This window comes from Aeromicrobium erythreum (assembly GCF_001509405.1).
GTDB classification, from domain to species: domain Bacteria; phylum Actinomycetota; class Actinomycetes; order Propionibacteriales; family Nocardioidaceae; genus Aeromicrobium; species Aeromicrobium erythreum.
In genome coordinates, this window is record NZ_CP011502.1 from 2956996 (window position 1) to 2974102 (window position 17107).

General features: G+C 72.4%; 17 protein-coding genes. 10 read left to right on the forward strand and 7 right to left on the reverse strand.

What is annotated here, in order from left to right:
• Window positions 1-9 precede the first annotated feature (9 nt).
• The 8 genes from Aeryth_RS14105 to Aeryth_RS14140 all read left to right on the forward strand — a co-directional run bounded on the left by Aeryth_RS14105 (window position 10) and on the right by Aeryth_RS14140 (window position 8487).
• Entirely contained in the window at window positions 10-624 is a 615-nt protein-coding gene (locus Aeryth_RS14105; RefSeq protein ID WP_144433800.1) for a CbiQ family ECF transporter T component, read from the forward strand.
• 131 nt (window positions 625-755) lie between these two features.
• Complete coding sequence (locus tag Aeryth_RS14110) at window positions 756-1508, forward strand: LytR/AlgR family response regulator transcription factor (protein WP_067860048.1); 753 nt, start codon at window positions 756-758, stop codon at window positions 1506-1508.
• Window position 1509: 1 nt separating this feature from the next.
• Window positions 1510-1917 (forward strand): hypothetical protein, encoded by a 408-nt coding sequence (locus tag Aeryth_RS14115; RefSeq protein WP_067860051.1) that lies wholly within the window; start codon window positions 1510-1512, stop codon window positions 1915-1917.
• On the forward strand, window positions 1914-3410 hold the full coding sequence (locus Aeryth_RS14120; protein ID WP_067860055.1) for a sodium/solute symporter: 1497 nt from the start codon (window positions 1914-1916) through the stop codon (window positions 3408-3410). Before Aeryth_RS14115 ends, Aeryth_RS14120 begins: the two co-directional genes overlap by 4 nt.
• 197 nt (window positions 3411-3607) lie before the next feature.
• Window positions 3608-3946 carry a DUF485 domain-containing protein gene (locus tag Aeryth_RS14125; RefSeq protein ID WP_067860058.1) on the forward strand — a complete coding sequence of 113 codons (339 nt, stop codon included), beginning with the start codon at window positions 3608-3610 and terminating at the stop codon, window positions 3944-3946.
• Window positions 3943-5574, forward strand: coding sequence for a solute symporter family protein (locus tag Aeryth_RS14130; RefSeq protein ID WP_067860060.1), 1632 nt, complete (start codon window positions 3943-3945; stop codon window positions 5572-5574). Before Aeryth_RS14125 ends, Aeryth_RS14130 begins: the two co-directional genes overlap by 4 nt.
• A gap of 178 nt (window positions 5575-5752) precedes the next feature.
• A complete protein-coding gene (gene acs, locus Aeryth_RS14135) occupies window positions 5753-7726 on the forward strand; it encodes an acetate--CoA ligase (RefSeq protein ID WP_067860062.1) in 1974 nt (657 codons plus the stop codon).
• A 314-nt stretch (window positions 7727-8040) separates the two neighbouring features.
• Window positions 8041-8487 (forward strand): phage holin family protein, encoded by a 447-nt coding sequence (locus Aeryth_RS14140; protein WP_236749746.1) that lies wholly within the window; start codon window positions 8041-8043, stop codon window positions 8485-8487.
• Between the two features lie 143 nt (window positions 8488-8630).
• On the opposite strand, the gene Aeryth_RS14145 is transcribed toward Aeryth_RS14140, so the two are convergent.
• Genes Aeryth_RS14145 through nth form a run of 5 tightly spaced genes read right to left on the reverse strand, consistent with a single transcriptional unit; the run spans window position 8631 to window position 12670 of the window.
• Complete coding sequence (locus Aeryth_RS14145; RefSeq protein WP_144433802.1) at window positions 8631-9449, reverse strand: hypothetical protein; 819 nt, start codon at window positions 9447-9449, stop codon at window positions 8631-8633.
• Window positions 9449-10624, reverse strand: a complete 1176-nt coding sequence (locus Aeryth_RS14150; protein WP_067860066.1) for a MarP family serine protease — start codon at window positions 10622-10624, stop codon at window positions 9449-9451. Before Aeryth_RS14150 ends, Aeryth_RS14145 begins: the two co-directional genes overlap by 1 nt.
• Window positions 10621-11316: an NUDIX hydrolase gene (locus Aeryth_RS14155; protein ID WP_236749747.1), complete on the reverse strand. Its 696-nt coding sequence runs from the start codon at window positions 11314-11316 to the stop codon at window positions 10621-10623. Before Aeryth_RS14155 ends, Aeryth_RS14150 begins: the two co-directional genes overlap by 4 nt.
• Window positions 11313-11942 (reverse strand): TlpA family protein disulfide reductase, encoded by a 630-nt coding sequence (locus Aeryth_RS14160; RefSeq protein WP_067860071.1) that lies wholly within the window; start codon window positions 11940-11942, stop codon window positions 11313-11315. Before Aeryth_RS14160 ends, Aeryth_RS14155 begins: the two co-directional genes overlap by 4 nt.
• Window positions 11939-12670 carry an endonuclease III gene (gene nth, locus Aeryth_RS14165; protein WP_067860073.1) on the reverse strand — a complete coding sequence of 244 codons (732 nt, stop codon included), beginning with the start codon at window positions 12668-12670 and terminating at the stop codon, window positions 11939-11941. The genes Aeryth_RS14160 and nth overlap by 4 nt, the downstream gene beginning before the upstream one ends.
• A gap of 101 nt (window positions 12671-12771) precedes the next feature.
• Here nth and Aeryth_RS14170 point away from each other — a divergent pair, with 101 nt between their 5' ends.
• The gene (locus Aeryth_RS14170) at window positions 12772-13449 is read left to right on the forward strand and encodes a Crp/Fnr family transcriptional regulator (RefSeq protein WP_067860075.1); all 678 of its coding nucleotides are present in this window, start codon (window positions 12772-12774) and stop codon (window positions 13447-13449) included.
• A 710-nt stretch (window positions 13450-14159) separates the two neighbouring features.
• Here the strand turns inward: Aeryth_RS14170 and Aeryth_RS14175 are convergent.
• Window positions 14160-14789, reverse strand: coding sequence for an alpha-ketoglutarate-dependent dioxygenase AlkB (locus tag Aeryth_RS14175; RefSeq protein ID WP_067860077.1), 630 nt, complete (start codon window positions 14787-14789; stop codon window positions 14160-14162).
• A 92-nt stretch (window positions 14790-14881) separates the two neighbouring features.
• Here Aeryth_RS14175 and Aeryth_RS14180 point away from each other — a divergent pair, with 92 nt between their 5' ends.
• Window positions 14882-15190 (forward strand): hypothetical protein, encoded by a 309-nt coding sequence (locus Aeryth_RS14180; protein WP_067860079.1) that lies wholly within the window; start codon window positions 14882-14884, stop codon window positions 15188-15190.
• 68 nt (window positions 15191-15258) lie between these two features.
• On the opposite strand, the gene Aeryth_RS14185 is transcribed toward Aeryth_RS14180, so the two are convergent.
• On the reverse strand, window positions 15259-16947 hold the full coding sequence (locus Aeryth_RS14185; RefSeq protein WP_067860081.1) for a BCCT family transporter: 1689 nt from the start codon (window positions 16945-16947) through the stop codon (window positions 15259-15261).
• Window positions 16948-17107: the final 160 nt, after the last annotated feature.

Sequence of the window (17107 nt, forward strand, 5' to 3'; positions counted from 1 at the left end):
GCGCGCACGGTGAGGAGCCTGCCGCTCGGCCTGCAGGTCCCCGGCGACACCGTCTGGCACCGCCTGCCCACCGGTCGCAAGCTGCTGGGCCTCGTGCTGCTCGGCGTCGGGGTCGTCGCCCTGCAGGGCCCGTGGCTCCCGCTGCTCGCCCTCGCGGCCGCCCTGGGCGTCGCGCTGCACGCCGGCGTGCCTGCGCGCAGCCTGGCGCTCGGCGTCCGACCCCTGCTCGTGCTGCTGGGGGTCGTGGCGGCGCTGCAGACGTGGCAGCGGGGCTGGCCGGTGGCGGTCGAGGTCGTGGCCACCACCCTCACGTTGGTCGTGCTCGCCACGACGTTCACCGCGACGACCCCGACCGACGACCTGCTCGACGCCGTCGTGCGGGCCGCCCGCGTGCTGCGGCCCTTCGGCGTCGACCCCGAGCGTGTCGCGCTGACCTTCTCCCTCGCGATCTCCTCGATCCCCGTGGTGACGACGCTGTTCACGCAGACGCGCGAGGCGGCCAAGGCCCGCGGCCTCGAGCGCAGCCCGCGCGCGACCTTGACCCCCTTCGCGGTGCGCACGGTCGCCCACGCGCACGCCGTCGGCGACGCCCTCGCCGCCCGCGGCCTCGGCGACCCCGACTGACCCCCGCCCTTCCCCTCCCTCCGCGTCCCCCTCCCCTCCCCGCGTTTCGTGGACCTGGTGACGGAATCCGGCGCCGAGACCGTCGTCAGGTCCACAGAACGCGGGGAGGGACGGGGCCTACACTCCCCCGCATGGACGACGTCGCGCCCGAGCCCGCTGCCGCGCTGCGGACCCTCGTCGTCGACGACGAGCAGCCGGTGCTCGACGAGCTCGTCTACCTCCTCGAGCGCGACCCGCGGGTCGGTGCGGTGCACACCGCCCGCTCCGGCGCCGAGGCGCTGCGCCGACTGGAGGGCGGCGCCGTCGACCTCCTCTTCCTCGACATCGCCATGCCCGGGCTCTCGGGCATCGACATCGCCCGCGTCGTCGGGCAGTTCCGCACCCCGCCGCGCGTCGTCTTCGTCACCGCGCACGAGGGTCATGCGCTCGAGGCGTTCGAGCTGGGCGCCCTCGACTACCTGCTCAAGCCCATCCGGGAGGAGCGGCTGCGCGAGAGCATCCGGCGCGCGGTCGACCAGGGCGACCCCGCTCCGGAGGCGGACGAGACGATCGCCGTCGAGCTCGGCGGCGTCACCCGCTTCGTCCGGCGGTCCACGGTGACCCACGTGGAGGCCCAGGGCGACTACGTCCGGCTGCACACCGCGGACGGCGCCGGGCACCTGGTCCGCACGCCGCTCACCGGCCTCGTCTCCGACTGGGAGGACGTCGGCTTCGTGCGGATCCACCGCAGCAGCGCCGTGAACCTCGCGCACGTGCGCGAGGTGCGCATGCAGGCGGGCCGCTGCAGCGTGGTGGTGCCGCACGGCGACGGCGTCGTCGAGCTGCAGGTCTCGCGCCGCCACACGCCGACCCTGCGCGACCTGATCCACGAGCGGAGCCGGTGACGTGCCGGAGCGCGTAGACGGGCCCGGCGGTCGCGTCCGGGTCACGAGCCCGCTGACGTCGGCCGCCGCGCCGCACGGGCGACGCAGCGCCCGGCAGGAGATCGACGAGGAGACCGGCGTCGGCGACGTCTACGTGCGCTCGCTCGTGTCCACCCAGCTGCGGTCGGCGCTCGCGGTGGTCGCCGCCCTCGCGCTCGGCCTCGGGAGCCTGCCGCTCGTCTTCGCCCTCGTGCCCGACGTCGCCGACGCCCGCCTCGGACCGGTCCCGCTGCCGTGGCTCCTGCTCGGCGTCGTCGTGTACCCGGCGCTGCTCGCGCTGGGCTGGGTGTACGTCCGACGCTCCGAGCGCGCGGAGGCCGACTTCACCGACCTGGTCGACCCCGGGTCGGTCGAGGACGTGCCCCGGTGAGCACGACGCACGCCGCCGTGGCCGTCGCGCTGGTCTCGCTCGCCACGCTCGGCATCGGCGCCTTCGGGTTGCGGGTGAGCCGCACGACCAGCGACTTCTACGTGGCCTCGCGGTCGGTGTCGCCGTCGCTCAACAGCTCGGCGATCGGCGGTGAGTACCTGTCAGCCGCCTCGTTCCTCGGCGTGGCGGGGCTCGTGCTCACCTCCGGACCCGACGTGCTCTGGTACCCGATCGGGTGGACGGCCGGCTACCTGCTGCTGCTCGTGCTCGTCGCGGCACCCCTGCGTCGCTCGGGTGCCTACACGATCCCCGACTTCGCCCAGGTGCGGCTCCAGTCGGTAGCGGTTCGGCGGGCGGCCACGCTGCTCGTCGTCGGGGTCGGGTGGCTCTACCTCATGCCGCAGTTCCAGGGCGCCGGCCTGACGCTGCGGACGGTCTCGGGCAGCCCCGGCTGGGTCGGCATGGTGCTCGTGGCCGGCATCGTCGTCGTGAACGTGGTCGCCGGCGGCATGCGCAGCATCACCTTCGTGCAGGCGTTCCAGTACTGGCTCAAGCTCACCGCGCTGCTCGTGCCCGCCGTCTTCCTGCTGCGGGCGTGGGCGCTCGACGGCACGCCCTCGCCGGTGGCGCCCGACGCGTGGTTCGCGCCCTGGAGCACGACCGACGCGCAGGGCCTCTACACGACCTACTCGGTGCTCGTGGCCACCTTCCTCGGCACGATGGGGCTCCCGCACGTGGTGGTGCGGTTCTACACCAACCCCGACGGCCACGCCGCACGCCGCACGACGCTCATCGTTCTGGGCCTCATCGGCGGGTTCTACCTCCTGCCGACGGTCTACGGCGTCCTCGGTCGGGTGTACGCCTCCGACCTGGTGGCGGCCGGCCGCGCCGACACCGTGGTGCTCGAGCTGCCGGCGCGGGTGCTCGGCGGCGGGCTGGGCGACGTGCTCTCCGCCCTCGTCACCGCCGGCGCGTTCGCGGCCTTCCTGTCGACGTCGTCGGGCCTCACCATGGCGATCGCGGGCGTCGTCGGCCAGAGCCTCTCAGCCGGTCCGCTCGCGGGGCGCCTCTCCCCCATCTCCTCGCTGCGGCTCGCGGCAGCCGGCTGCGTCCTCGTCCCGCTGGGCCTGGCGCTCGCCGCCGAGCCGATCCCCGTGGCGAGCTCCGTGACCTTCGCGTTCGCGCTCGCGGCGTCGACGTTCTGCCCGTTGCTGGTGCTGGGCATCTGGTGGCGCGGCCTCACCGCACCAGGAGCCCTGGCGGGCATGGCCGGCGGCGGGCTCGCCGCGCTGCTCGCCACGGTGGTCGCCATCTCCGACCGTCCCGGCGGCTGGGTCGGCACCCTCGTCGGCCAGCCCGCGCTGTGGAGCGTGCCCCTCGGCTTCGGGCTCATGGTGGGCGTCTCCCTGCTGACCCGCTCGCGCGTCCCCACCACGGTGGCGCGGACGATGGTGCGCCTGCACACCCCCGAGCACGTCGACGTCCGCCGCTGACGGTTGACCACGGTGCCGCTCGTCGCGCCGCACCGACCGTTCGTCGAGGGCGGGCTGCCGCACGGCGCAGCCAGCAGCGCCTCGGGCGCACCACCAACGCTGTGACCTGGCGCACAGTGCGCGCCACTCCTAGCGTCCTGCGGTGGGACGCGCGTCACACCCGGTGCGCGCCGGTCCCGAGAAGCGAGGTGTCCCCCGTGGCCGAGAAGCTCACGCCCGAGGTCCATGCGGCCTACGAGCGCATCCACGACTCCGAGGAGTTCACACAGCTCCGCAACAACTACCTGAGGTTCGTCGTCCCGATGACGGTCGGCTTCATGCTCTGGTACCTCCTGTACGTCGTGTGCTCGAACTGGGCGCCCGGCCTGATGGGCACCCAGGTGTTCGGGACGATCAACGTGGCCCTGCTGTTCGGCCTGCTGCAGTTCGTCACGACCTTCGGCATCGCCTGGGTCTACGCGCGCTACTCCGCGCGGGCGATGGACCCGATCGCCGCCGACCTCCTCGACGACTTCGAGCGGGAGGTCGGACGATGAACCGACCCGACGCGCTCCTCGCGGCCTCCGACTCCGGCAACCACCAGGCCCTCACCGGCACGCTGTTCGTCCTCGTCGTGCTCCTGACCGTCGGCATCACCTTCTGGGCGAGCCGCAACACCAAGACAGCCGCCGACTACTACGCGGGCGGCCGCTCGTTCAGCGGCTTCCAGAACGGCTTCGCCATCGGCGGCGACTACATGTCGGCGGCGTCGTTCCTCGGCATCTCCGGCGCGATCGCGCTGTCCGGCTACGACGGCTTCCTGTACTCGATCGGGTTCCTCGTGGCCTGGCTGGTGGCCCTGCTGCTCATCGCCGAGCTGCTGCGCAACTCCGGACGGTTCACGATGGCCGACCAGCTCGCCTACCGCATGCGCCAGACGCCCGTGCGCACCGCCGCCGCGACGTCGACCATCGTGGTCTCGATCTTCTACCTGCTGGCGCAGATGGTCGGCGCGGGTGCCCTCGTGGCCCTGCTGCTCGGCGTCGACTCCGCCGCGGCGAAGAACCTGACGATCGCCGGCGTCGGCGTGCTGATGATCGTGTACGTCGTCTTCGGCGGCATGAAGGGCACCACATGGGTGCAGATCGTCAAGGCCGTGCTGCTGATGTTCGGCACGATCCTCATCTCCGCGCTCGTCCTGGCGAAGTTCGACTTCAACCTCTCCGACCTGCTCGGGACGGCCGCCGAGAACAGCGGCCAGGGCAGCGCCTTCCTCGAGCCCGGTCTCAAGTACGGCGTGAGCCTCACGAGCAAGATCGACTTCGTCTCGCTCGGCATCGCCCTCGTGCTGGGCACCGCCGGCCTGCCGCACATCCTCGTGCGCTTCTACACCGTCCCGACGGCCAAGCAGGCCCGCGTGTCGGTGCTGTGGGCCATCGGCATCATCGGCACGTTCTACCTGCTGACGCTCATCCTCGGCTTCGGCGCCGCGGCCCTCGTCACGGGAGACGCCAAGGAGCGCGTCGTCGAGTCGGGCGGCAACCTGGCCTCCCCGCTGCTGGCCGAGGCCGTGGGCGGCGGGTCGGGCACGACCGGGGGTGCGATCCTGCTCGCGCTGATCTCCGCCGTGGCGTTCGCGACGATCCTCGCCGTGGTCGCCGGGCTCACGCTCACGTCCGCCTCGTCGGTGGCGCACGACCTCTACGCCAGCGTGATCAAGAAGGGCGACGTCACGGGCGAGCAGGAGGTCAAGGTGGCCCGCATCGCGGCGTTCGTCATCGGCGGTGTCGCCATCGCCCTGGCCATCCCGGGGCAGAGCCTGAACGTCGCGTTCCTCGTGGCGCTCGCGTTCGCGGTGGCCGCGTCGGCGAACCTGCCGGCCCTGCTCTACAACCTGTTCTGGAAGCGCTTCAACACGCGCGGCGCCACGTGGAGCATCTACGGCGGCCTCGTCTCGGCCGTCGGCCTGGTGATCTTCAGCCCCGTCGTGTCGGGCTCGGAGACCGCCCTGTTGACGGACGTCGACTTCGCGTGGTTCCCGCTGCAGAACCCCGGCATCGTCTCGATCCCCTTCGGCTTCCTCATGGGCTGGCTGGGCACCGTCACGTCGAAGGAGACCGAGAGCGAGGCCCGCTTCGCGGAGCTGCAGGTGCGCTCGCTGACCGGCGCGGGCGCCGAGAAGTGAGCCGCCGACCCTGAGGCGCGGGCCGACGCCGGCCCGGGACGCACCAGCGCTCCCGGTGCCGGTGTCGGCCGCCGTCGAGCGTCCGGCGCCTCGCGGGACCAACCTCCCCGCAACCCCAGTTGAACGACCCTGTGACGTGCGCAACGATGCAGAGGTATCCCCCACCCGAGGAGAACTAGTGAGCGAGCACGGCATCAGCAACCTGTCCCGCGAGGACCGCGTCTTCGAGCCGCCGGCCGAGCTGGCCGCGCAGGCCAACGTCACCGCCGACGTCTACGACCGCGCCGCGCAGGACCGGCTCGGCTTCTGGGCCGACGCCGCGCGCCGCCTGACGTGGGGCACCGACTTCGACGAGGTGCTCGACTGGAGCAGCCCGCCGTTCGCGCAGTGGTTCGTCGGCGGCAAGCTCAACGTCGCCTACAACTGCGTCGACCGCCACGTCGAGGCCGGCCACGGCGACAAGGTCGCGATCCACTTCGTCGGCGAGCCCGGCGACACCCGCGACCTCACCTACGCCGAGCTCAAGGACGAGGTCTCGAAGGCGGCGAACGCGATCGAGGAGCTCGGCGTCGAGTCCGGCGACCGCATCGCCATCTACATGCCGATGATCCCCGAGGCCGTGATCGCCATGCTCGCGTCGGCCCGTGTGGGCGCCGTGCACACCGTCGTGTTCGGCGGGTTCTCCTCCGACGCGCTCGCCAGCCGGGTCGAGGACTGCGAGGCCAAGCTCGTCATCACCGCCGACGGCGGCTACCGCCGCGGCAAGCCGTCGTCGCTCAAGCCGGCCGTCGACGAGGCCCTGGCGAAGCTCGGCGACGCCTCGCCCGTCGAGAACGTGCTCGTGGTGCGCCGCACCGGCGAGGACGTGCCGTGGAACGGCGACGTCGACGTCTGGTGGCACGAGGTGGTCGACGAGTCCTCGACCGACCACCGGTTCACCGAGTTCGACAGCGAGCACCCGCTGTTCGTCATGTACACCTCCGGCACCACCGGCAAGCCGAAGGGCATCCTGCACACGTCGGCGGGCTACCTGACCCAGGCGGCGTACACGTTCTGGGCGACCTTCGACCACAAGGACGACGACGTCTACTGGTGCACGGCCGACGTCGGCTGGATCACCGGCCACTCCTACATCACCTACGGTCCGACGGCCAACGGCGCGACGCAGGTGCTCTACGAGGGCACGCCCGACACCCCGCACAAGGGTCGCTGGTGGGAGATCATCGCCGACAAGAAAGTCTCGCTGTTCTACACGGCGCCCACCGCCATCCGCACGTGCATGAAGTGGGGCGAGCAGATCCCCGCCGAGCACGACCTGTCGAGCCTGCGCGTGCTGGGCACGGTGGGCGAGTCCATCAACCCCGAGGCCTACGTCTGGTACCGCGAGAACATCGGCGGCGGCAGCGCCCCGATCGTCGACACCTGGTGGCAGACCGAGACCGGCGCCCACATGATCACCCCGCTGCCCGGCGTCACCGCCGCCAAGCCCGGATCGGCCATGACGGCGTTCCCGGGCGTCACCGCCGAGGTCGTCGACGACGCCGGCACTCCCGTGGGCAACGGCGAGGGCGGCTACCTCGTGATCACCGAGCCGTGGCCGTCGATGCTGCGCACCATCTGGGGCGACGACGACCGCTACGTCGAGACCTACTGGTCGCGGTTCAAGGCCCAGGGCTACTACTTCGCCGGCGACGGGGCGAAGAAGGACGACGACGGCGCCATCTGGCTGCTCGGACGCGTCGACGACGTCATGAACGTCTCGGGCCACCGACTGTCGACGACCGAGATCGAGTCGGCGCTCGTCTCGCACCCGAAGGTGGCCGAGGCGGCCGTCGTGGGCGCGGCCGACGAGACCACCGGCCAGGCCGTGTGCGCGTTCGTCATCCTGCGCGAGTCCGCAGGGGACGGTGGAGAGGACGTCGTGGCCGAGCTGCGCAACCACGTCGGCAAGGAGATCGGCCCGATCGCCAAGCCGCGCCAGGTCATGGTCGTGCCCGAGCTGCCCAAGACCCGCTCGGGCAAGATCATGCGCCGCCTGCTGCGCGACGTCGCCGAGAACCGCGAGGTCGGCGACGCGACGACGCTGGCCGACTCCTCCGTCGTGGACCTCATCACCGCCGGCATGAGCGGTGCGAAGGCCGACGAGGACTGAGGCAGGCCTCCCGACGCCCCGCGACCCCCGGGTCGCGGGGCGTCGTGCGTGCAGGCGTCGCGTGGGGGTGTCCTCCAGGTGTCCTCGGACCGACAGGTGACGGCCAGGTTCCGTTCAGCGTCCTCTCACCAGGCCCCGACACGCTGGAGCCATGGACACCACCACCCGCCTCGACCTCGTGTTCTCCGCCTCCGTCATCGCCGGCGCCTCCGTGGCCGGCGTGCTCCTGCGTCTGCTCGGCGCCTGACCGCCCTCGGCGTCGCCGGCCCCGGTGGCCGCGCGCACCACCGGCTCCCGCTTGTAGGCTCGGCCTCATGAGCGACCGTCAGCGAGCGAACCGCGAGCCCGTGCGACCGATGCTGCCCGAGCAGGACGAGCCGACCGTCGGCCGGCTGGTCGCCGACGCCAGTCGCGACATCTCCGCCCTCGTCCAGGCCGAGGTCGCCCTCGCCAAGAGCGAGCTCGTGGTGAGCGCGAAGGCCGGCGGCGTGGGCGCGGCTCTGTTCGCCGTGGCCGGCTTCCTCGGCCTGCTCGTCCTGATCTTCGTCTCGATCGCGTTCGCCTACTTCCTGAGCATGACCGGTCTGCACCCCGCGTGGTGCTTCCTCATCGTCGCCGGCGTCTACGTGCTGCTGGCCGTCGTGCTCGTGCTCGTCGGCGTGCGGCTCATCAAGAAGATCCGTGCCCCGCAGAAGACCATCGACACGGCCAAGAAGATCCCCGGCGCCCTGAAGGGCCAGCACGCCGCTCCCCGGCGCTGACCGCTGGTCCCCCTCACCCGGGGGCCGGAACCGGTTACGAGGCACGGGAATCCCAGGGATACCCGGAAAGCTCTCCGTGCCTGCGTGAGATTCCCACGCTCGGTGGAGATTCCCAGGTCCACCTGGGAATCTGCGCCCGCAGGTCAGGCTGTGCGGCGCCCGACGAGGGCGACGACCACGCCCAGCACGGCGAGGACCGCGCCGCTGAGCGCCGTCCACACGAGCCAGCCGTCGAACGAGGTGACGCCGACGTCGGCGAGCGCGCGCACCAGCGCGGTCTGCAGGCCGTCGCCGGTGGAGGCGTCGACCGTCCGCTCGCGGGCCAGGCGGGCGAGCCCCGCGTCGAGGCCGGCGGCCGCCACGGCGCCCACCCCGAGCCACACCAGCGCCACACCACGGCGCCGGGCCACGAGCAGCGCCACCAGTGCACCGACCGCCGCGACGAGACCCGCGGCCAGCGCGAGCCCCGGGGACTCATCGACCAGACGCAGCGCCCGCGCGTCGGGTCCGCCGGGCAGCTCGACCACGAGCCGGTCGGGGGCGTCGACGAGACCGTCGGTGCGCTCGGCCGCGAGCCGCGCCAGCGGCGCGAGGTCGAGGGGGACGGGCACCTGCCCCGAGGCCGCGGCGGGGTCGTCGAGCAGCGCGGCATGGGTGCGGCGCAGCGTCTGCGCCCACGCACCCGACAGCTGCGGGTCGTCGAACACGCGGTCGGTGGCCCGCTCGAGCAGCCGGCGCCCGGTCTCGGCCAGCTGCGCCGGCAGGCCGGCCTCGCGCTCGAGCCGCGTGGTCAGCAGGTCCGAGGCGGCGTCCTGCACCGCACCGTCGGTGACCACGTCGCGCGACAGCGAGACGAACCCGTCCTCGTCGGCCACCGACGCCGCCACCCACGCGGCCGGGAGCGCCACCGCGAGCGCGACGACCGCCACGAGCCCCGACACGGCCGCCAGGAACCCGCGCATCAGGCGCACCGTCCGGTGTCGACCTGCTGGGTCGCCGAGCGGCCGGCGCGCGCGTCGTCCTGCGCCTGCTCCGCGGTGACCGCGTAGCCGGTGGAGCTGTCGGAGATCGACGCCGCGAAGATGACGCCCAGCACGGTGCCCTCGGTCGAGACCAGCGGGCCGCCGGAGTTGCCGGACCGGACGAGGCTGCGCACGGAGAACGCCTCGCGCAGCACCTGCCCCCGGTCGTAGATGTCGGGGCTGCGCAGCGTGAGCTGGGAGCGGATACGCGCCGCCCGCGCGTCGAACGGCCCGTTCTCGGGGTAGCCGAGCACGGCCGCCTCCTGGCCTGCCGTCCCTTGCGTGTCGAAGCGCAGCGCCGGTACGCCGAGGTCGTCGGTGGCGATGACGGCGAGGTCGAGCTCGGGGTCGAAGACGACGACCCGCCCGTCGAGGCGACGCTCGCCCTCCACGGTGACCACCGGCTGGTCGACACCCGCGACGACGTGCGCGTTCGTCATGACCCGGCCCGGCGCGTAGACGAAGCCCGACCCCTCGATCCCCCGGCCGCACTCGGCGGAGCCCACGATCTTCACGACGCTGCGCGAGGCCTGCTGCACGCCCGGCTGGGACAGGGTGGCGGCGTCGGGCGGGCCGACGGCGGCGATCTCCTCGTCGGCGAACGGGTCGATGTAGCGCGGGAAGAGGTTGGCGTCGAGCGTGCGGCTGAACGCGCGCAGCGTGTCGGTGGCGGTCGACGGCATGACGTCGTTGACCTTCGCGAGCACGGTCGAGTCGCGTGCGGCCTTCGCCAGCCACGGGATCGAGGTGCCGCTGACCGCGTAGCCGAGCGCCCACGACGCGATGAGCACGCCGACGACGCTCAGGGCGGCCCCGCCGACGGCGTCGACCGTGCGCAGCGGGCCCGCGGTGAGCCCCCCGCGCAGGTCGGTGCCGATGTAGGTGCCGATGGCCTGGCCGATCGCGGCGGCACCGATGACCAGCCCGAGCGCCAGCAGCGACGTCGTCAGGGTGCCGTTCTGCCGGTCGAGCAGGTGCGGCACGACCCAGATGGCGCCGAGCCCGCCGAGGACGAGACCGGCGGTGGCGACCAGGTTGACCACGAAGCCCTGCAGGTAGCCGGAGACGGCGTACGCCACCACGACGACGGCGATGACGAGGTCGAGCGAGCTCACGGGCGCTCCTGGGGTGGGGTGGGCAGCGGGTGGACGACCGACTCGTCCCAGGGCTGGGCCCAGCCGAGCCGCTCGAACAGACGGGAGATGATGCCGGCCGTGAAGCCCCACAGCGGCATCTCGGTGCCGATCTCGAAGGCCGGCCCGCGCCACCCGGACGGGTGCTCGACGCTGAACCGCCGCTCGGGGTCGACCAGCAGGTGCAGCGGGTGGTGCAGGACGCGTCCCACCTCGGCCGTCGAGACGGCGGCCAGCTGTCGGGGCCTGCGCCAGTAGCCGAGCACGGGGGTGACCGCGAAGTTGCTGGGCGGCAGCCAGAGCGTCGGCAGGGTGCCGAACACCGTCACCTCGGCCGGGTCGAGCCCGACCTCCTCGTCGGCCTCGCGCAGCGCCGTGGCTGCCGCGTCGACGTCGCCGGGGTCGCACGCGCCGCCCGGGAACGAGATCTGGCCGGCGTGGTTGCGCAGCGTCGGGGCCCGCTCGGTGAGCAGCAGCTCGGGCCCGTCGGGGCCGTCGGCGAAGCAGATGAGGACCGCGGCCGGACGGGCGTCGGCCGGCGGGTGCGGGAAGCGCGGCGCGAGCTGCTCGGCCTGCACGGAGCCGGCCAGCTCGGCGAGCGGGCGCAGCCACTCGGGCAGGCCGTCGGCCACGCCACCGGACGTCGGCGAGCCGGCGGAGGACTCAGGACTCACGGCTGCACCTCCAGGTGTCGGCGGACGGCACCGGTCAGGTCGGCGTAGGAGGTGTACGGCACCCGCTCGGTGGCGACCATCCTGCCCTGCGCGTCGACGAAGACCGTCTGCGGCAGGCCGAGCACCCGGAAGGCACCGCGGGTGCGGAACGTCGGGTCGGACAGCTGCGGGTAGGTGACGCGCGAGCGTCGGGCGAGCGCGACCGCGGCGTCGGGGTCGGCGTCGCGCACGTCGAGGCCGACGACCGTCAGCCGGTCGCCGGTGTCGCGGTCGAGCCGTGCGAGCAGGGGCAGCTCCTCGCGGCACGGCTTGCAGTTGCTCGCCCAGAAGTTGACGACCGCGGGACCCCGCAGCCGGGAGAGGTCGACGCTGCCGTCGCCGCCCAGGCACGGCAGCTCGAGCGCCGGCAGCGCACCGTCGCCCTCGGCGCCCGCGTCGGCGAGCGGGAGGTCGCTGCACGGACGCACGCCGGCGTCCTGCACGCCGCTGCGGACCGACGCCGACTGCGGGTCGCCGCCGTCGAGCGAGCCGCCGCCGAACGTCGGCTTGCCGCTGCTCGTGTCGACGTCGGAGCAGCCGGCCAGGAGCAGCGCGAGCACGGCGACCGCGACGGCGAGGCGTCTCATGCGCGACCCTGCGTGGTGACGAGCCGCGCCGCCTCGACGGGATCGGTGGGGCCGGTGCCGTACGCCGGGCACCAGTGCGCCACCGGGCACGCACCGCAGGCGGGCTTGCGCGCGTGGCAGCGGCGTCGGCCGTGCCAGATCAGCCGGTGGCTGAGCATCGTCCAGTCGCGTCGCGGGAACAGCGCCCCGACCGCGTGCTCGGTCTTGACCGGGTCCTTCGCGACGTCGTCGTCGACCCACTCGAAGCGGCGCACGAGCCGGGCGAAGTGCGTGTCGACGGTGAGGCCGGGCACGTCGAAGGCGTTGCCCAGCACCACGTTGGCCGTCTTGCGGCCGACGCCCGGCAGCGTGACGAGGTCGCGCAGCCGGGCCGGCACCTCGCCGTCGTACCGCTCGACGAGCGCGGCGGACAGACCGAGCACGCTGTCGGTCTTCGCCCGGTAGAAGCCGGTGGAGCGGATGATCTCCTCGACGGCCGTGCGATCGGCCGCCGCGAGCGCCGCGGCGTCGGGGTAGGCGGCGAACAGGGCGGGGGTGACGGCGTTGACCCGTCGATCGGTGGTCTGGGCGGAGAGTACGGTGGCCACGAGCAGCTCGAAGGGAGTGCGGAAGTCGAGCTCGCAGCCGGCCTCCGGATAGGTCTCGGCGAGCACCCGGTGGATCTTGCGCGCCCGGCGCACGAGACTCGTCGGCGGCTTCACGGGAGCCTCGGGGGCGGCAGGTGGCACGCCGTCAGGGTACGTGGCGGCGCCGACACCGGCCCGGCGTGTGGCGTTCGAGCTCCTGGTAGGACAGACTGTGACCGAATCAACAGCCGAAAAGGATGCCCGTGAACGACGACGTGCTGCGCCAAGCGCCGCTCTTCTCTGGTCTCGACGACGACGCCGCAGGAGCCCTCGAGGCCTCGATGTCCCCGCTGAGCCTGAAGCGTGGCGAGGTCCTCTTCAACGAGGGTGACGACGGCAACCAGCTGTACGTCGTCACCGAGGGCAAGATCAAGCTCGGACGCACGGCGCCCGACGGTCGCGAGAACCTGCTCGCCATCCTCGGCCCCGGCCAGATGTTCGGCGAGCTGTCGTTCTTCGACCCCGGACCCCGCTCGGCCACCGCGACGTCGGTCACCGACGTCACCGTCCAGAGCCTGAGCCACGAGGCCCTCACGCCGGTGCTGTCCAGCCACGCCGAGGTCGCCCTGGCGCTGCTCAACCAGCTCGCCGGTCGCCTGCGTCGCACCAACGAGGTCGTCGGCGACCTGGTGTTCTCCGACGTTCCCGGTCGCGTCGCCAAGGCCCTCCTGGACCTCGCGAGCCGCTTCGGGCGGAAGGCCGAGGACGGCGTGCACGTCAACCACGACCTCACCCAGGAGGAGCTGGCCCAGCTCGTCGGCGCCTCCCGCGAGACCGTCAACAAGGCGCTCGCCGACTTCGCGTCCCGCGGCTGGCTGCGCCTCGAGCCCCGCTCCGTCGTCATCCTCGACCTCGAACGCCTCCAGCGCCGCGCCCGCTGAGCCCGTCGCGACGAGCCCCCGACCGTGTGGTCGGGGGCTCGTGGCGTTGGGGGTCCTTGCGGGTGCGAGGGGGCGGCTTCGACTCGGCCTGCGGCTGCGTCGGTGCGGGTTCTCGCTCGGGTGGGGCTGCGCCGGCGCGGCTTCTCCTGGACCTGCTCTTCGAAAGCGCCTCGACCGGGCGGTTGGGTGGCGCGCTGGTCTGAGGTCTCGGGCTGTGGGTTGGTCTTGAGAGTCGAACGGTAGGTCTGCCACCGAATCGCCGTCGGCGGCGGGTCTGCCACCTTCTGAGCGCTGTACAGGTGGCAGATCCGCCGCCGAGGGGGTCAGACGTGGCAGTGCTTCTCCCTTCTCGTGGACCGTGCCACGAGAAGGAAGAATCTCGCGTCCCCCCAACGCAAAGGGCACCCACGATTCTTCATCCACGCGCCCGAGCCCGAACACTTCTGCGTTCACGACGGGATCCCGTAGCAAACGCAGACTCCTTGGCCTTCCGCACACGAACGCAGAATCCTGCGTCCACCCCGAGCGCAACCCACAGCCCGAGATCCCAGACCAGCGCGGTCGCCAGCCGCCCGGTCGAGGCCCTTGCGGAGCCCACACCCAGCGCCAGTTGAGGCAGCGCACCACCTAGCCCAGATCCCCTACGCCAGCGCACCAGCAGGTCCAGACCCCCCAGAGCAGCGCAGCCGCAGCCACGCAGCCCCCAGCCTCTACAACACCCCCCGCGGCCTGAACTGGACGCTGATGCGGGGACCGACGGGCTTGGCGGTCTTGAGGACGGCGTGCTCCCAGGTCCGTTGGCAGGAGCCGCCCATGACGAGGAGGTCGCCGTGGCCGACGACGAAGCCGATGGTGTCGCCGGCGCCGTGGTCGACGGGGCGCAGGCTGAGGCGGCGGGGCGCACCGAGGGACAGGATGGCGACCATGGTGTCCTCGGCCCGACCTCGACCGATGCGGTCGCCGTGCCAGGCGACGCTGTCGCGGCCGTCGCGGTAGTAGCAGAGGCCGGCGGTGACGAACTCCTCGCCGAGCTCGTCAGCGTAGTGCGCGTTCAGGGCGGCGCGGGCGGCGTCGAGCGCCGGGTGCGGGAGGGTGTCGGCGGCGCCGAAGTGCGCGAGCAGACGCGGGACGTCGACCGTCTCGTCGTACATCTGGCGACGCTCGGCCCGCCAGCGCACCTCCGTCTGCAAGGAGAGGAACAGCGGGTCGGCGCCCTGCACCCAGCCGGGACGGACGTCGACCCAGGCACCGTGCGTCAGCTCGCGACGCTGCACCGCAGCACCCAACGAGCCGACGACCGCCTCGTCGCCGACGTCGAGCAGCGAACCCTGGAACCACACCCCAGCAGGATAGGCTGGTTCGAACAGATGTTCTAGGTGCGACGCGCACGACGGGGTCCGATCCGCTGCGCGGAGCCCACTAGGCTGCTCCCATGAGCGCCTGGGACGCCCTGCTGGACCGCGTCGACGAGATCGTCGACACGCGCGCCCCCGTCGACGCCGAGGTGCAGTCCGAGCTCACCGAGCTGCTCCTCGGGGCCATGCGCGACGGCACCGCCGACCGCGAGCTCGACCCCGGCGAGGCGGGCCTCTGGCTCGCCGCGCTGCTGCGGACGCACGCCGACGTGCAGGACGCCGGAGAGCGTCGTGCCGACGACGCCCTGAGCACCCTGCGGGTCATCATCACCCGCTGGCTGCACCCCGGACGTCTCGACCAGGCGCCGCCGACCTTCGGCGCCTGAGGTCTACCAGCCCGCCCGGGCTCGGCGTCGACGTCCCGGACCCGTCGGTCCGGGACGTCGTCACGCGGTCACTGCTGCTTCTCGTCCGAGGCCGGCTCGGCACTGCTGTCGGTCGGCTCGACGACGAGCGCGAAGTCGCCGTCGTGCTCCTCGACGCCGACGACCACCGCGCCCTCGACCGCCTCCTGGCCGAGGCGGTGCCGCACGACGACGGGGTCGCTCTGCAGGTCCTTCCACAGCGAGACGCAGAGCGCGACCATGACGAACACGAACGGCACCGACGCGACGATGGTGATGTTCTGCAGGCCGGTCAACGCGTCGGACCCGCCGATCACGAGCATGATCGCGGCCACGGCACCCGTCAGCGCACCCCAGAAGATGACCGAGACGCGGCTCGGCTCCGTGGCGCCGCGCTCGCTGAGCGTGCCCATGACGATCGAGGCGGCGTCGGCGCCGGAGACGAAGAAGATTCCGACGAGGACCATGACGAGCACCGACGTGATGCCCGCCGCGGGGTACTTCTCCAGCAGCTGGAAGAGCGCGAAGTCCGAGGCGACGGAGCCGTCGGAGCCGATGAGGCCGCCGCTGGCGCGCTGCTCGAAGATGGCGGACCCGCCGAAGACGGCGAACCAGACGAGGCTCACGAGCGTGGGCACGAGGAGCACGCCGGTCACGAACTCGCGGATCGTGCGGCCGCGGCTGATGCGGGCGATGAACATGCCGACGAACGGCGTCCACGAGACCCACCAGGCCCAGTAGAAGATCGTCCAGCTCGACAGCCAGGCCTCCATCGCCTGGTCGCCGCTGGCGGCCGTGCGCGACGCCATCTCCGTCATCTGGGAGGCGTAGTCGCCCAACGTGGTCGGCAGCATGTTGAGGATGAACAGCGTCGGTCCGACGACGAACACGAACACGGCGAGGGCGAGCGCCAGCACCATGTTGGTGTTGGACAGCCACTGGATGCCGCGCTCGATGCCGGAGACGGCCGACAGGATGAACAGCACCGTCAGCACGGCGATGATGGCGACGAGGGCGATCTTGCCGGGCTGGTCGATCCAGCCGTTGAACTGCAGGCCGGCGCCGATCTGCAGGGCGCCGAGGCCGAGGCTCGCGGCGGAGCCGAAGAGGGTCGCGAAGATGGCCAGGATGTCGATGACGCGCCCGGCGGGACCCTCGGCACGGCGCCCGATCAGCGGGCGGAACGCCGAGGAGATGAGCTGCGAGCGGCCCTTGCGGAAGGTGCCGTAGGCGATGGCGATGCCCACCACCGCGTAGATGGCCCAGGGGTGCAGGCCCCAGTGGAACATCGTCGAGGCCATGGCGCTCTGCAGCGCCTCCTCGCTCTGCGGCTCACCGGTGCCCGGCGGCGGCGAAGCGAAGTGCGACAACGGCTCGGCGACGCCCCAGAACATCAGGCCGATGCCCATGCCGGCGCTGAACATCATGGCGATCCAGGAGACCGTGCGGAACTCCGGCTTCTCGTCGTCCTCGCCGAGCGGGACCCGGCCGTACTTCGAGGCGGCGAGCCACAGCACGAAGAGGACGAAGAACGACGCGACCAGCACGAAGAACCAGCCGGTGTTGACGATCACCCAGGAGCGGGAGGCGTCGGAGGCCGCCTTGAGCCCGTCGGTGCTCACCAGGCCCCACACGACGAAGGCGATCGCGACCGCGCCCGTCACCCCGAAGACCACGGGGTCGATCCTGGTCCGCCATCGCGCCTGCGGCGCATGCTCGTGCTCGGTGCGGGTACTCATGAGGCACCACCTCTTCCCTCGGTGAAGTCGTCGTCAGCTCGGTCGTCGTACGTTCGTCCGGTCGCCCCGCACGGGTAGGTGCGTGGGAAAACCTTTCGACCATACCGAGGACGACGCGCGATGGCGAACCTGCGCCGCGCCTCGTGGCGGGCGTCACGCC